This window comes from Streptomyces sp. CLV115 (genome assembly GCF_038448545.1).
In the GTDB taxonomy this organism is placed as follows: domain Bacteria; phylum Actinomycetota; class Actinomycetes; order Streptomycetales; family Streptomycetaceae; genus Streptomyces; species Streptomyces sanglieri.
The window spans coordinates 21,009-34,189 of the sequence record NZ_JBCEWQ010000092.1 but is presented as its reverse complement, the minus strand read 5'-3'; the positions used below and the strand labels follow the sequence as shown (position 1 = coordinate 34,189).

General features: G+C 72.7%; 14 protein-coding genes. 7 read left to right on the top strand and 7 right to left on the bottom strand.

From position 1 onward, the window contains the following. Window positions 1-841 (bottom strand): SDR family oxidoreductase (locus tag AADR41_RS27160; RefSeq protein ID WP_342284030.1); only part of this gene is annotated, 841 nt, incomplete at its 3' end. A gap of 98 nt (window positions 842-939) precedes the next feature. Between AADR41_RS27160 and AADR41_RS27155 the strand changes: the two genes are divergently transcribed. The 4 genes from AADR41_RS27155 to AADR41_RS27140 are packed head-to-tail and all read left to right on the top strand — an operon-like array spanning window position 940 to window position 4,374. Continuing rightward, window positions 940-1,683: an enoyl-CoA hydratase family protein gene (locus AADR41_RS27155; protein WP_342284029.1), complete on the top strand. Its 744-nt coding sequence runs from the start codon at window positions 940-942 to the stop codon at window positions 1,681-1,683. Window positions 1,684-1,685: 2 nt separating this feature from the next. Continuing rightward, window positions 1,686-2,555 carry a CoA transferase subunit A gene (locus AADR41_RS27150; RefSeq protein ID WP_342284028.1) on the top strand — a complete coding sequence of 290 codons (870 nt, stop codon included), beginning with the start codon at window positions 1,686-1,688 and terminating at the stop codon, window positions 2,553-2,555. Next, window positions 2,552-3,313 (top strand): CoA-transferase subunit beta, encoded by a 762-nt coding sequence (locus AADR41_RS27145; RefSeq protein WP_342284027.1) that lies wholly within the window; start codon window positions 2,552-2,554, stop codon window positions 3,311-3,313. Before AADR41_RS27150 ends, AADR41_RS27145 begins: the two co-directional genes overlap by 4 nt. Beyond that, window positions 3,313-4,374, top strand: coding sequence for an NAD(P)H-dependent flavin oxidoreductase (locus AADR41_RS27140; RefSeq protein ID WP_342284026.1), 1,062 nt, complete (start codon window positions 3,313-3,315; stop codon window positions 4,372-4,374). The genes AADR41_RS27145 and AADR41_RS27140 overlap by 1 nt, the downstream gene beginning before the upstream one ends. Window positions 4,375-4,503: 129 nt before the next feature. Here AADR41_RS27140 and AADR41_RS27135 read toward each other — a convergent pair whose 3' ends face one another. The 5 genes from AADR41_RS27135 to AADR41_RS27115 form a co-directional block, all read right to left on the bottom strand. Beyond that, the gene (locus AADR41_RS27135; protein WP_342284025.1) at window positions 4,504-6,168 is read right to left on the bottom strand and encodes a DEAD/DEAH box helicase; all 1,665 of its coding nucleotides are present in this window, start codon (window positions 6,166-6,168) and stop codon (window positions 4,504-4,506) included. A gap of 197 nt (window positions 6,169-6,365) precedes the next feature. Then, window positions 6,366-6,569: a cold-shock protein gene (locus AADR41_RS27130; RefSeq protein ID WP_003969786.1), complete on the bottom strand. Its 204-nt coding sequence runs from the start codon at window positions 6,567-6,569 to the stop codon at window positions 6,366-6,368. Between the two features lie 335 nt (window positions 6,570-6,904). Then, complete coding sequence (locus tag AADR41_RS27125) at window positions 6,905-8,062, bottom strand: acetyl-CoA C-acetyltransferase (protein WP_342284024.1); 1,158 nt, start codon at window positions 8,060-8,062, stop codon at window positions 6,905-6,907. Window positions 8,063-8,093: 31 nt separating this feature from the next. After that, a complete protein-coding gene (locus AADR41_RS27120; RefSeq protein WP_124718238.1) occupies window positions 8,094-8,705 on the bottom strand; it encodes a TetR/AcrR family transcriptional regulator in 612 nt (203 codons plus the stop codon). Window positions 8,706-8,760: 55 nt separating this feature from the next. Beyond that, window positions 8,761-9,543, bottom strand: a complete 783-nt coding sequence (locus tag AADR41_RS27115; protein WP_342284023.1) for an SDR family oxidoreductase — start codon at window positions 9,541-9,543, stop codon at window positions 8,761-8,763. A gap of 93 nt (window positions 9,544-9,636) precedes the next feature. Between AADR41_RS27115 and AADR41_RS27110 the strand changes: the two genes are divergently transcribed. From AADR41_RS27110 to AADR41_RS27100, 3 genes are read left to right on the top strand one after another with little or no spacing between them, the layout of a single operon-like run. Beyond that, window positions 9,637-10,512, top strand: coding sequence for an enoyl-CoA hydratase (locus AADR41_RS27110; protein ID WP_342284022.1), 876 nt, complete (start codon window positions 9,637-9,639; stop codon window positions 10,510-10,512). Further along, window positions 10,512-11,657 carry an acyl-CoA dehydrogenase family protein gene (locus tag AADR41_RS27105; protein ID WP_342284021.1) on the top strand — a complete coding sequence of 382 codons (1,146 nt, stop codon included), beginning with the start codon at window positions 10,512-10,514 and terminating at the stop codon, window positions 11,655-11,657. The genes AADR41_RS27110 and AADR41_RS27105 overlap by 1 nt, the downstream gene beginning before the upstream one ends. Further along, window positions 11,657-12,673, top strand: a complete 1,017-nt coding sequence (locus tag AADR41_RS27100) for an acyl-CoA dehydrogenase family protein (protein WP_342284020.1) — start codon at window positions 11,657-11,659, stop codon at window positions 12,671-12,673. Before AADR41_RS27105 ends, AADR41_RS27100 begins: the two co-directional genes overlap by 1 nt. Here AADR41_RS27100 and AADR41_RS27095 read toward each other — a convergent pair. Further along, window positions 12,653-13,159, bottom strand: coding sequence for a pyridoxamine 5'-phosphate oxidase family protein (locus AADR41_RS27095; protein ID WP_342284019.1), 507 nt, complete (start codon window positions 13,157-13,159; stop codon window positions 12,653-12,655). The genes AADR41_RS27100 and AADR41_RS27095 overlap by 21 nt on opposite strands. Window positions 13,160-13,181 lie beyond the last annotated feature (22 nt).

Here is a 13,181-nt window from a genome sequence, read left to right as displayed (position 1 = left end):
CCCCCGGCGCCCACCGCGCGCCCCGGTCCGCGGTGGGGCCGGGCCGCCAGCCCTCCATGACCGTGATCCGGCCGGCCTCCACCTCGAAGACCCGCCCGGTCACCCCGTCGCTCGCGGCCGAGCCGAGCCACACCACCAGCGGGGACACGTTCTCCGGGGCCATCGCGTCGAACCCGCCCTCCCCCGGCGCCGCCATCGTCTGTGCGAACGTCTGCTCGGTCATCCGGGTCCGGGCCGCCGGTGCGATCGCGTTGACCTGGACCCCGTAGCGGCCGGTCTCCTCGGCGGCGACCAGCGTCAGGCCGACGATCCCGGACTTCGCGGCGGAGTAGTTGCCCTGGCCGACGCTGCCGAGCAGCCCCGCGCCGGAGCTGGTGTTGATCACCCGGGCGACCGGTGCGCGGCCCGCCTTCGCCTCGGCCCGCCAGTGTGCGCAGGCGTGCTTCAACGGCAGGAAGTGGCCCTTGAGATGGACCCGCATCACGGCGTCCCAGTCGTCCTCGTCCAGATTCACCAGCATCCGGTCGCGCAGGAACCCCGCGTTGTTGACCAGGGTGTCCAGCCGTCCGAAGCCGTCCAGCGCGGCCGCGACCAGCGAGCCGGCCCCCTCCGTCGTGGCGATGTCGCCCGCGTGGGCGACCGCCTCGCCGCCCGCCGCCACGATCTCGTCGACCACCAGCCGCGCCGGGCCCAGGGAGCCGCCGTCGCCGCCGGGACCGACCCCCAGATCGTTGACGACCACCTTCGCGCCCTCGGCGGCGAAGGCGAGCGCATGGGCCCGGCCGAGCCCGCGCCCCGCACCCGTCACGATCACCACACGGCCGTCGCACAGACCAGTCATCACTCGTCTCCCTACTCGTCCCCTTATTGGCGATGCGGGGGCAGGCTGCTACCTTCCACACCTAACAAATGTTTGGTGGAAAGGTAGCTGATTCGCTCATGGGTGTCTCCACCACAAGCCCCGCCAAGGGCATCCGGCTCGTCACCGTCGACCATCCGCCCGTCAACGCGCTCCCGGTGCAGGGCTGGTACGACCTCGCCGACGCGCTCCGCACGGCGGGCCGCGACCCCGAGGTCCGCTGCGTCGTGCTGGCCGCCGCCGGGCGCGGGTTCAACGCGGGCGTCGACATCAAGGAGATGCAGCGCGACACCGGGCACACCGCCCTGATCGGCGCCAACCGCGGCTGCTACGAGGCGTTCGCCGCCGTCTACGAGTGCGAGGTCCCGGTCGTCGCCGCGGTGAACGGCTTCTGTCTCGGCGGCGGCATCGGCCTGGTCGGCAACGCGGACGCGATCGTGGCGAGCGACGACGCCACGTTCGGCCTGCCCGAGCTGGACCGGGGCGCGCTCGGCGCGGCGACCCATCTGTCCCGGCTGGTGCCCCAGCATCTGATGCGGGCGCTCTACTTCACCTCGCGCACCGCCACCGCCGCCGAACTGCACGCCCACGGCTCCGTCTGGAAGGTCGTACCGCGCGAGGAACTCCTCGGTGCGGCAATGGAGCTGGCGGGCGAGATGGCCCGCAAGGACGGGTATCTGATCCGGCTGGCCAAGGCCGCCATCAACGGCATCGACCCGGTGGACGTACACCGCAGCTACCGCTTCGAGCAGGGCTTCACCTTCGAGGCCAACCTCAGCGGGGTCGCCGACCGCGTACGCGAGACCTTCGGCAAGGAGGCATGACCATGACCGACAAGACCATGACGGCCGACGACGTCGTCTCCCGGCTCAGCAGCGGAATGACGATCGGCATCGGCGGCTGGGGCTCGCGCCGCAAACCCATGGCGCTGGTGCGGGCACTGCTCCGCTCCGAGGTCACCGACCTCACCGTGATCTCCTACGGCGGCCCCGACGTGGGGCTGCTCGCCGCGGCCGGCAGGATCCGGAAACTGGTCGCGGCCTTCGTCACGCTCGACTCGGTCCCGCTCGAACCCCACTTCAGGGCGGCCCGCCAGCGCGGCGCGTTCGAGCTGATGGAGATCGACGAGGCCATGTTCATGTGGGGGCTGCACGCCGCCGCGAACCGGCTGCCGTTCCTCCCCGTGCGGGCCGGCCTCGGCTCCGGCGTGATGCGGGTCAACCCGGGCCTGCGCACGGTGACTTCGCCGTACGAGGACGGTGAGGAGTTCGTCGCGATGCCCGCGCTGCGGATGGACGCCGCGCTGGTCCACCTGAACCGCGCCGACCGCTCCGGCAACGGCCAGTACCTCGGCCCCGACCCGTACTTCGACGACCTGTTCTGCGAGGCCGCGGACGCCGCGTACGTGTCCTGCGAACGCATCGTGGAGACGGCCGAACTGACCGGGAACGCCGCCCCGCAGACCCTCCTCGTGCGGCGGCACTCCGTCACCGGTGTCGTCGAGACCCCGAACGGCGCGCACTTCACCTCCTGCGTGCCCGACCGTCCGCGCGACGAGGCGTTCCAGAAGGCGTACGCGACCGCCGCCGCCGACCCCGCGGCCTGGGCGGCCTTCAGCGAGCGCTTCCTGCCCGCCGGGGGCGACGAGAAGGGCTACCAGTCGGCTGTCCGTACCTGGCACGAGGAGCAGAAATGACCACGAGGAACGCGCCCGCGAACCCGGCCGCCGTCACCCGGGCCGAGTACTGCGTGATCGCCTGCGCCGACGCCTGGCGCGACAACGGCGAGGTGCTCGCCAGCCCGATGGGCCTGATCCCGTCCGTGGGCGCCCGGCTCGCCCGGCGCACCTTCTCGCCCGATCTGCTGCTCACCGACGGCGAGGCGATGCTCCTTGCCCCGGACGGCACGACGGAGGGCTGGCTGCCCTACCGCCGGCACCTCACCATGGTCACCGGCGGCAGGCGCCACGTGATGATGGGGGCGAGCCAGATCGACCGGTTCGGCAACCAGAACATCTCCTGCATCGGCGACTGGGAACAGCCCTCCCGCCAGCTGCTCGGCGTGCGCGGCGCCCCGGTCAACACCCTGAACAACCCGGTCAGTTACTGGATCCCCCGGCACTCCACCCGGGTCTTCGTCGAGCGCGTCGACATGGTCTGCGGGGTCGGCCACGACAGCGCGGCGGCGGCCGGCCCGTCGGCCACCCGCTACCACCGCATCCCGCGCGTGGTGAGCGATCTCGGCGTCTTCGACTTCGCGACTCCGGACCGCTCCATGCGGCTGGCCTCGGTGCACCCGGGCGTCACCGTCGGCCAGGTCCGCGAGGCCACCGGCTTCGCGCTCACGATCGCGGACGACGTCCCGTGCACCCGGGAGCCGACCGCCGAGGAGCTGGCCCTGATCCGCGAGGTCATCGACCCGCAGGGCACCCGCAACCGCGAGGTCGGGGTCTGATGCGGACGGCGCTCACGGAGCTCGTCGGCGTCCGCCACCCCGTCGTGCAGACCGGCATGGGCTGGGTCGCGGGCCCCCGCCTGGTCTCCGCCACGGCCCGGGCCGGCGCGCTGGGCATCCTGGCCTCCGCGACGATGACCACCGAGCAGCTGCGGGCGGCGGTACGGGAGGTCAAGTCCCGTACGGACGAGCCGTTCGGCGTCAATCTGCGGGCCGACGCGGGCGACGCGCGCGAGCGGGTACGGATCATCGTCGACGAGGGCGTGCGGGTGGCGTCCTTCGCGCTGGCCCCCTCGAAGGAGCTGATCGCCGAACTGAAGGACGCGGGAGTGATCGTGATCCCGTCGGTCGGCGCCGGGCGCCATGCCGAGAAGGTCGCGGCGTGGGGCGCGGACGCGGTGATCGTGCAGGGTGGCGAGGGCGGCGGGCACACCGGTGAGGTGGCGACCACGGTACTGCTGCCCCAGGTGGCCGACGCGGTGGACATCCCGGTGATCGCGGCGGGCGGCTTCCACGACGGCCGGGGCCTGGTGGCGGCGCTGGCGTACGGGGCGGCGGGCATCGCGATGGGCACGCGGTTCCTGCTGACCTCGGACTCGACCGTGCCGGACGCGGTGAAGGCCCGGTATCTGGCGGCGGGCGTCAAGGACATCACGGTCACCAGGGCGGTGGACGGGCTGCCGCACCGGATGCTGCGTACGGAGATGGTCGCGGCGCTGGAGCACGCGGGCCGGGTCCGGGCGCTGGCCCAGGCGGTGCGCCGGGCGGCGGGCTTCCGGCGGATCTCCGGGAGCAGCTGGAGACGGATGGTGCGTGACGGCCTGGCGATGAAGCACGGCAAGGACCTGTCGTGGAGCCAGATCCTGCTGGCGGCCAACACCCCGATGCTCCTGAAGGCGTCCATGGTGGACGGCCGGACGGACCTGGGGGTGATGGCCTCGGGCCAGGTGGCGGGCGTGATCGAGGACCTGCCCAGCTGCGCGGAGCTGGTGGAACGGGTGATGGCCGAGGCCCACGAGGCACTGCGCACGGTGATCCGCGCGGAGGCCGCGGACGCGTAGCCGGCGGGCGGCGTAGGCGACGGACGCAGACGGGCAAGCCACGGACGCGTGGCCGGCGGGCGCGGACGCGGCGAGGGGCGCCCGGATCCCTCCGGGCGCCCCTCGCCGTGTGCCGGTGCGTACGTACGGCTACGCGGCCCTGCGGCCACGTCCCGCCGCCGCGCCGCCGCGGCCGGCCCCGGAACGCGCGGCACCCGCGCCGCGCGGCTCGCCGTTGCCACGGCCACCGCCCGAGCCGGTACCGCGCGCGGAACCGCCCGTGCCGGCGGTGCGGGAGGCGCCGCCCGTGGAGCGGGTCTCGCCGCCGCCCTGTCCGGCACCGCCGCGCCGGCCGCGGCCCCGGCTGCCCGAGCGGAAGCCGGTGCCGCCCGCCGAGGTCCCGCCCGAGCGCGTGCGCTGCTTCGGCGGGGTCGGCTGCGGGGCCTCGATGACGATCGCGACGCCCGACGGCTCGCGGGCCCCGGTGATCCGGGTGAGCTCCTCGTCGCTGGACTTGATCCGGGTGGTCTGCGGGGCGATGCCCGCGTCGGCCATCAGCCGGGTCATGTCCCGCTTCTCCTCGGGCAGCACCAGCGTGACGACGCTGCCGGACTCACCGGCGCGCGCGGTGCGCCCGCCCCGGTGGAGGTAGTCCTTGTGGTCGGTCGGCGGGTCCACGTTGACGACCAGGTCCAGGTCGTCGACGTGAATGCCGCGGGCCGCCACGTTGGTCGCGACGAGTGCGGTGACCTGGCCGTTCTTGAACTGGTCCAGGGTCCGGTTGCGCTGCGGCTGCGAGCGCCCGCCGTGCAGGGCGGCAGCCCGTACCCCGCTGGCGAGCAGCCGCTTGGCGAACCGGTCGGCGGCGCGCTTGGTGTCCACGAACATGATCACCCGGCCCTCACGGGCGGCGATCTTCGTGGCGACGGCCTTCTTGTCGGTCTCGTCGATCACATGGAGCACGTGGTGCTCCATGGTGGTGACGGCGCCGGCGGACGGGTCGACGGAGTGCACGACCGGGTCGGTCAGGAACATCTTGACCAGCCGGTCGATGTTCTTGTCGAGCGTCGCGGAGAACAGCATCCGCTGGCCGTCCGGCTCGACCTGCTTGAGCAGGGCGACGACCTGCGGCATGAAGCCCATGTCGGCCATCTGGTCGGCCTCGTCGAGGACGGTGATGGCGACCTGGTCGAGACGGCAGTCGCCGCGCTCGATGAGGTCCTTCAGCCGTCCCGGCGTGGCGACGAGCACCTCGGCGCCCCGGCGCAGCGTGCCGGACTGCTTGGTGATCGACATGCCCCCGACGACGGTGGCCAGGCGCAGGTTCACGGACGTCGCGTACGGCGTCAGCGCGTCGGTGACCTGCTGGGCCAGCTCGCGGGTCGGGACCAGGACGAGTGCCAGCGGGGCCTTCGGCTCGGCGCGCCGGCCGGCGGTGCGGGCCAGCAGGGCGAGGCCGAAGGCGAGGGTCTTGCCGGAGCCGGTGCGGCCGCGGCCGAGGATGTCCCGGCCGGCGAGCGAGTTCGGCAGGGTGGCGCCCTGGATCGGGAACGGATCGGTCACGCCCTGCGCGGCAAGGGTCTTCAGCAGGGCTGCGGGCATGTCCAGCTCGGCGAACGCCGCTACGGCGGGCAGTGCGGGGGTCATGGTTTCGGGCAGGGCGAATTCACCCTGCGGCGGCGTGGCCCTGCGACGGGGCGACGCCTTGCCGGATCCCTTGCCGGAACCCTTAGCGGTTGCCTTTGCCGGGGCCGTGCCGCGCCCCCTCGACGGGCGGTTGCGGGCGGGTCGGTCCTGGCGTTCGGAGCGGGTCATACGGAATTGCCCTCCTGGGGGATTCCTGAGGAGTCCTGGGGATTCCTGAGAACTGCGTGGGACTGCGGGGAACTGCATGGGCTGCCGGGAACGCGCCGTGGGCGGGCGCGTCTGTTCCGGCATGTCCCGGGGACAGCACAAACCGGGACCCGCACCTTCACGGTGCGGGCCCCGGTTGCGAGGTACGCGTCCGGCGATTAGGCCGGGACGATGTTCTCCGCCTGCGGGCCCTTCTGGCCCTGCGTGACGTCGAAGGAGACCTTCTGGCCCTCCTGGAGCTCACGGAAGCCCGAGGTGGCGATGTTGGAGTAGTGGGCGAAGACGTCGGCGCCGCCGCCGTCCTGCTCGATGAAGCCGAAGCCCTTTTCCGAGTTGAACCACTTCACGGTTCCAGTAGCCATGTCATTCTCCTAAAAGAGGTGCAGTGCCGGAAATCCGCACTTTACGAATTTCAAGTCGCCGCATTGAGCCCCATCCGGAGAAAGCCGGAAAACAATAATGCGCCTGAGGAAGCATTTCCGTCAGGCGCACATAAAGTTCATGGGTACCAAAACTGCAACTCGGCAACCGTAGCACGTTCCGTCGGCAAGCGGTGGGAACACGCCGCGCGGCCGGTCGGCGGATTCGGGTCCTGCCCTTGCGGGAACTGGCCGGGCGGGGCCGGAAAGGCCGCCGGAATCCTTGGCGCGACCGGTGTCGCGGCGGCCCGGCGGCCGGGTCCGGACCCAGTCCGCGGTCAGAGCCGTTCGATGATCGTCACGTTCGCCTGGCCGCCGCCCTCGCACATGGTCTGGAGGCCGTAGCGGCCTCCGGTGCGCTCCAGTTCGTGCAGCAGGGTCGTCATCAATTTCGCGCCGGTTGCGCCGAGCGGGTGACCGAGGGCGATCCCGCCGCCGTTGACGTTGACCCGGTCGGGGTCGGCCCCGGTCTCCTTCAGCCAGGCCAGGACGACGGGGGCGAATGCCTCGTTGATCTCGACCAGGTCCATGTCGTCGATGGTCATCGAGGTCTTCTTGAGCGCGTACGCGGTGGCCGGGATCGGTGCCGACAGCATGCGGATCGGGTCCTCGCCGCGCACCGAGAGGTGGTGGACGCGGGCGCGCGGGGTCAGGCCGTGCTCGGCGACGGCCCGCTCGGAGGCGATGAGCAGGGCGGCGGCGCCGTCGGAGATCTGCGAGGAGCACGCGGCGGTGATGGTGCCGCCGTCCAGGACCGGCTTCAGTCCCGCCATCTTCTCCGGGGTGGTGTCGCGGCGCGGCCCCTCGTCGGTGGTGACGCCCGCGAGGGCGACGGTCTCGCGGGCGAAGCGGCCCTCGTCGATGGCGCGGATCGCGCGCCGGTGGGAGCGGAGCGCGAACTCCTCCATGTCCTGGCGGCCGATGCCCCACTTCTCGGCGATCAGCTGGGCACCGTGGAACTGGTTGACCGGGGCGTCGCCGTACCGGGCGCGCCAGCCCTCGCTGCCCGCGTACGGGCCCTCGGTCAGCCCGAGGGGTTCGGCGGCCCGGCGGGAGGCGAAGGCGATGGGGATCTGCGTCATGGACTGGGTGCCGCCCGCGACCACCAGGTCCTGGGTGCCGGAGAGGACGCCCTGGGCGGCGAAGTGCAGGGCCTGCTGGGAGGAGCCGCACTGGCGGTCGACGGTCACGCCGGGGACCTCCTCGGGCAGTCCGGCCGCCAGCCAGCTGGTGCGGGCGATGTCGCCGGCCTGGGGCCCGACGGTGTCGAGGCAGCCGAAGACCACGTCCTCGACGGCCGCCGGGTCGATGCCGGTCCGTTCGACGAGGGCCTTCAGGACATGGGCGCCGAGGTCGGCGGGGTGGACGGCACCGAGGCCGCCCCCGCGCCGGCCGACCGGGGTGCGTACCGCTTCGACTATGTATGCCTCGGCCATGACTGCTGCTCCTTGGTGAGCGCGGGTGGGGTCAGGTGTCCAGGGCGATGCCGTCCAGGACCATCGAGAGGTACTGGCGGGCGATCTCCTCGGGGCTGTGCAGTCCGCCCGGCCGGTACCAGGACGCCGCGACCCAGACCGTGTCGCGGACGAAGCGGTAGGTCAGGCGGATGTCCAGGTCGGCGCGGAAGCTGTGGTCGGCGACGCCGCGTTCCAGCGTGCCGAGCCAGGCCTTCTCGAACTTCTGCTGGGAGTCGGCGAGGTACTGGAAGCGCGGCTGGTCGGCCAGATGCCTGGCCTCCTTCTGGTAGATGGCGACGGCGGCACGGTGCCGGTCGATCTCCCGGAAGGACTCGGTGACGAGTGCCTCGATGGTCCGCCTGGGGGCCAGCCCGGCGGCGAGGACCGTGTCGTACCCCTCCCAGAGTTCGGTGAGGAAGGTCGAGAGGATCTCGTCGAGCATCGATTCCTTGGAATCGAAGTGGTAGTAGAGGCTGCCCGCGAGCATCCCGGCCGCGTCCGCGATCTTGCGGACGGTGGTGGCGTTGTATCCCTGGGCGGCGAAGACCTCGGCGGCGGTGGCGAGCAGTTCGCGGCGCCGCTCGGGCGAGGGGGTCACCTGGGGCTTCTTCTTGGTAGGCACCCGGCCATTCTCCGCCCGGCGGCCGCTGCCGCGGGTGTCCCGTGCCGTCGCACGGTCAGGCCCGCTGACTGCTGACGGAGACGACCTCGCCGGTCAGGTACGAGGAGTAGTCGCTGGCGAGGAAGACGATGACGTTGGCGACCTCCCACGGCTCGGCGTACCGGCCGAAGGCCTCCTTCGCGGTCAGTTCGTCCAGGAGTTCGGCGGAGGTGACCTTCACCAGGTGCGGGTGCATGGCGAGGCTGGGCGCGACGGCGTTGACGCGCACGCCGTACCCGGCGGCCTCGATCGCGGCGCACCGGGTGAGCGCCATGACGCCGGCCTTCGCGGCGGCGTAGTGCGCCTGGCCGCTCTGGGCGCGCCAGCCGACGACGGAGGCGTTGTTGACGACGATGCCGCCGCGGCCCGCGGCCCTGAAGGAGCGCAGGGCGGTCCGGGTGCAGCGGAAGGTGCCGTTCAGAGTGACGTCGAGGACCTTGGTCCACTGTTCGTCGGTCATCTCGGTGAGTTCGGCGGTGCCGCCGAGGCCGGCGTTGTTGACGACGATGTCGAGGCCGCCGTGGGTCCGTTCGGCGAGCTCGAAGAGGGCTCGGACCTGGGTCTCGTCGGTGACGTCGCAGGGCAGCGCGGCGACGCGGTCCGCGCCGAACTCCTCGGCGAACGTCTGCTCGGTCTCCTTCAGCCGGCGGGCGTGCGCGTCGCCGATGACGACGCGGGCGCCCTCCTCCAGGAATCTGCGGGCGGTGGCGCCGCCGATGCCGGCGCCCGCGGCCGCGGTGACGACGGCGGTGCGGCCGGCCAGCAGCCCGTGCCCGGATACGTACTGCGGTGCGCTCACGCCCGTACCTCCTCGGTCCCGGCCCCCGGGTCCTCGACGGTGCTCGTGCCCGTACGTTAACCTACCAAACACTTGTTAGGGAAGGATGAGCCGATGCCCTCTGCCCACGACCCCTCCGCCGCCGGCCACCGGGACGGCCCGGTGCTCTACGAGCGCCGCGGCCCGGTCGCCCACCTCACGCTGAACCGCCCGCGCTACCGCAACGCCCAGAACTCGGCCATGACCTACGCCCTGGACGACGCGTTCTACCGGGCCGCCGAGGACGACGAGGTCAAGGTGGCCGTGCTGACGGGCGCCGGGGAGCACTTCTCGGCGGGCCACGACATCGGCACGCCCGAGCGCGACGCGCATCTGCCCTTCGAGCGCCGGGCGGGTCTGTGGTGGGACCACTCCGACAAGGCCGGGGCGGAGAGCCGCTTCGCCCGCGAGTCGGAGGTCTATCTGGGCATGTGCAGGCGGTGGCGCGAGCTGCCGAAGCCGGTCGTCGCATCCGTGCGGGGCGCCTGCGTGGCCGGCGGGCTGATGCTCGCCTGGATCTGCGACCTGATCGTGGCGAGCGAGGACGCCTTCTTCGCCGATCCGGTGGTGCGGATGGGCATTCCCGGTGTCGAGTACTTCGCCCATCCCTGGGTGATGCCGCCCCGGATCGCGAAGGAGTTCCTGTACACCGGCGACCGGATGAGCGCCCGCCGGGCGTACGAGGTCGGCATGGTCAACAAGGTGGTGGAGCGGGACGAACTGGCGGACGCCACCCATGAGTTGGCGCTGCGGATCGCCGCGATGCCCCGGCTCGGACTGGCCCTCACCAAGCGTGCGGTCAACCAGGCCGAGGACCTCCAGGGGATGCACACCGGGATGGACTCCGTCTTCGGGCTGCACCACCTCGCCCACGCGCACAACGCGGAGACGGCGGCGGATCCGCTGGGCGGCATGGACATCGCCTCGATGAAGAAGAAGGCGGACGGCTGATGGATCTGTCGGGCACGGAGCAGGAGGCGGAGTTCCGGGACGAGGCGCGCCGCTGGCTGCGGGCCCATGTGCCCGCCGCCCCGCTGCCGTCGCTGGAGACCGCCGAGGGCTTCGCCGCGCACCGGGAGTGGGAGGCGCGGCTGTACGCGGACCGCTGGTCGGTGGTCTCCTGGCCGGCCGAGTACGGCGGCCGGGGCGTCGACATCTTCCGGTGGCTGATCTTCGAGGAGGAGTACTACGCGGCGGGCGGCCCAGGCCGGGTCTCGCAGAACGGCATCAACCTCCTCGCCCCGACCCTCTTCGACCACGCCACGGACGAGCAGCGGGCGCGGGTCCTGCCGTCGATGGCGAGCGGCGAGGTCATCTGGGCGCAGGCCTGGTCCGAGCCGGAGTCGGGCTCGGACCTGGCGTCGCTGCGTTCGCGGGCGGTGCGCACGGACGGCGGCTGGCTGCTCTCGGGGCAGAAGACCTGGTCGTCCCGGGCCGCCTTCGCGGACCGGGCGTTCGGCATCTTCCGCAGCGATCCGGCCGCGGCGAGGCCGCACCACGGGCTGACGTATCTGATGTTCGACCTGTCGGCGCCCGGGGTCTCGGTCCGGCCGATCGGGCGGCTCGACGGCAAGCCGGCCTTCGCCGAACTGTTCCTGGACGAGGTGTTCGTACCGGACGAGGACGTCATCGGGGAGCCCGGCCGGGGCTGGCGTATCGCCATGTCGACAACGGGCAACGAGCGGGGGCTGACGCTCCGCTCCCCCGGCCGCTTCCTGGCCGCCGCCGACCGGCTGGCCGTGCTGTGGCGCACCCACGGCGACCCCTCGGACACGGCGACGCGGGACCGGGTGGCGGACGCGGTGATCGGGGCGCGCGCCTATCAGCTGTTCACCGCCGCCAACGCGTCCCGCTTCGCCGCCGGGTCGGCCATCGGCGCGGAGTCCAGCCTGAACAAGGTGTTCTGGTCCGAGTACGACATCGCCCTGCACGAGACCGCGCTCGATCTGCTGGGACCGGACGCGGAACTCGCCGCGTCCGACTGGGCCGAGGGTTACGTCTTCTCCCTCGCGGGCCCCATCTACGCCGGCACCAACGAGATCCAGCGCGACATCATCGCCGAGCGGCTGCTCGGCCTGCCGAAGGGACGGCGCTGATGCGTTTCCTCCTGGACGACGAGCAGCGGGAGTTCGCCCGCTCGCTGGACGCGATGCTGACCGCCGCGGACACCCCTTCGGTGGTTCGGGCCTGGGCCGCCGGGGACCACGGACCGGGCAGGGACCTGTGGGCGCGGCTGGCGGCGGCGGGGGTCTTCGCGCTCGCGGTGCCGCAGGCGTACGAGGGTGTCGGTCCGCTGCCGGTCGAAATCGCCGTCGCCTTCACCGAGTTGGGGCGGCACGCGGCGCCGGGACCGGTGGTGGAGACGGTCGCGGCCGCGGTGCTGCTGGCGGAGCTGGGCGGGCCGGCGGCCAAGGAGTGGCTGCCCCGGCTGGCGTCGGGCGCGGCGTCGGCGACGCTCCGGACGGACGGGAACGGGCCGTACGCGCTGGACGCGGACGCGGTGGACGCGGTGTTCACGGTGACCGGTGACGAGCTGCGGCTGGCGCCCGGCCCCGGCGCGCTCAGCGTGTCGTCCGACCCGGCCCGCCGGCTGTGGCGCCCCGCGCCGGGCGGGGAACTGCTCGCCTCGGGGCCCCGGGTGGCCGGGGCGGCGGCGCGGGCGGCCGGGTGGGCGGCCCTCGCGACGGCGGCACAGGCGCTCGGCACGGGCGAGGCCCTGTTGCGGACCACGGTCGAGTACGTGAAGCAGCGCACCCAGTTCGGTACCGCCATCGGCTCCTTCCAGGCGGTGAAGCACCGGCTGGCCGACACCCTGATCGGGCTGGAGTTCGCCCGTCCGCTGCTGTACGGGGCGGCGCTCGCGCTCGCCGAGGACGCGCCGGACGCCGGTGCGCAGGTGGCGGCGGCCAAGGCGACGGCGGGCGAGGCGGGGTACGCGGCGGCCGGGACGGCGCTTCAGCTGCACGGTGCGGTGGGGTACACGCAGGAGCTGGACCTGGCGCTGTGGCTTCGGAAGGCGCGGCCGCTGCGGGACGCGTGGGGCACGCCGGGGGCGTGCCGGGCGCGGGTGCTCGCCGACGGGCCCCCTGCGTCAGGAGGCCTCGCCCGGTGAGCCGTCTTCGTTGCCCCTTCGGAAGGTGCGCAGCGGGTGACCGGGGCGCCATGCCCGGATGACCACGGTGTCGCCGCCTTCGATCCCGGTGCGCACCACCTCGGTCAGCTCCGTCCGGAAGAGGTGGAAGGGCTCCGGCGGCTTCACCTCCTCGATGAAGCGGGCCAGCACGGCGGGGTCGGTCACCTCCACGGCGCGGCCGGAGATCCGGACGTCGCCGTCGGCCAGCTCGGCGTCCGGTCCGGGGTTGGCGTGCACCGCGAACCGCGGATCGCGCAGCAGGTCCAGCGCCTTGCGCGAGTCCGGCATCATGCCGAGCCACACCTCGCCGAAGCGGAAGTCCACCTCCAGCCCGGTCACGCGCGGCGATCCGTCCTTGCGCAGGGTCGCCAGGACGTGGTGCTCGTACTGCTGGAAGCGGGCCCGGACGGTTTCGGCGAAGGCAGGCTCCGCCGACCTGAAATCTTCCCAGGAACTCGATGTCATGCGTCCATGGAACCGTGGATAC

Excerpts from the sequence above, each read along its gene's own strand:
- AADR41_RS27155 (WP_342284029.1), top strand. The coding sequence starts at position 940 with ATGGGTGTCTCCACCACAAGCCCCGCCAAGGGCATCCGGCTCGTCACC.
- AADR41_RS27150 (WP_342284028.1), top strand. The coding sequence starts at position 1,686 with ATGACCGACAAGACCATGACGGCCGACGACGTCGTCTCCCGGCTCAGC.
- AADR41_RS27145 (WP_342284027.1), top strand. The coding sequence starts at position 2,552 with ATGACCACGAGGAACGCGCCCGCGAACCCGGCCGCCGTCACCCGGGCC.
- AADR41_RS27140 (WP_342284026.1), top strand. The coding sequence starts at position 3,313 with ATGCGGACGGCGCTCACGGAGCTCGTCGGCGTCCGCCACCCCGTCGTG.
- AADR41_RS27135 (WP_342284025.1), bottom strand. The coding sequence starts at position 6,168 with ATGACCCGCTCCGAACGCCAGGACCGACCCGCCCGCAACCGCCCGTCG.
- AADR41_RS27130 (WP_003969786.1), bottom strand. The coding sequence starts at position 6,569 with ATGGCTACTGGAACCGTGAAGTGGTTCAACTCGGAAAAGGGCTTCGGC.
- AADR41_RS27125 (WP_342284024.1), bottom strand. The coding sequence starts at position 8,062 with ATGGCCGAGGCATACATAGTCGAAGCGGTACGCACCCCGGTCGGCCGG.
- AADR41_RS27110 (WP_342284022.1), top strand. The coding sequence starts at position 9,637 with ATGCCCTCTGCCCACGACCCCTCCGCCGCCGGCCACCGGGACGGCCCG.
- AADR41_RS27105 (WP_342284021.1), top strand. The coding sequence starts at position 10,512 with ATGGATCTGTCGGGCACGGAGCAGGAGGCGGAGTTCCGGGACGAGGCG.
- AADR41_RS27100 (WP_342284020.1), top strand. The coding sequence starts at position 11,657 with ATGCGTTTCCTCCTGGACGACGAGCAGCGGGAGTTCGCCCGCTCGCTG.
- AADR41_RS27095 (WP_342284019.1), bottom strand. The coding sequence starts at position 13,159 with ATGACATCGAGTTCCTGGGAAGATTTCAGGTCGGCGGAGCCTGCCTTC.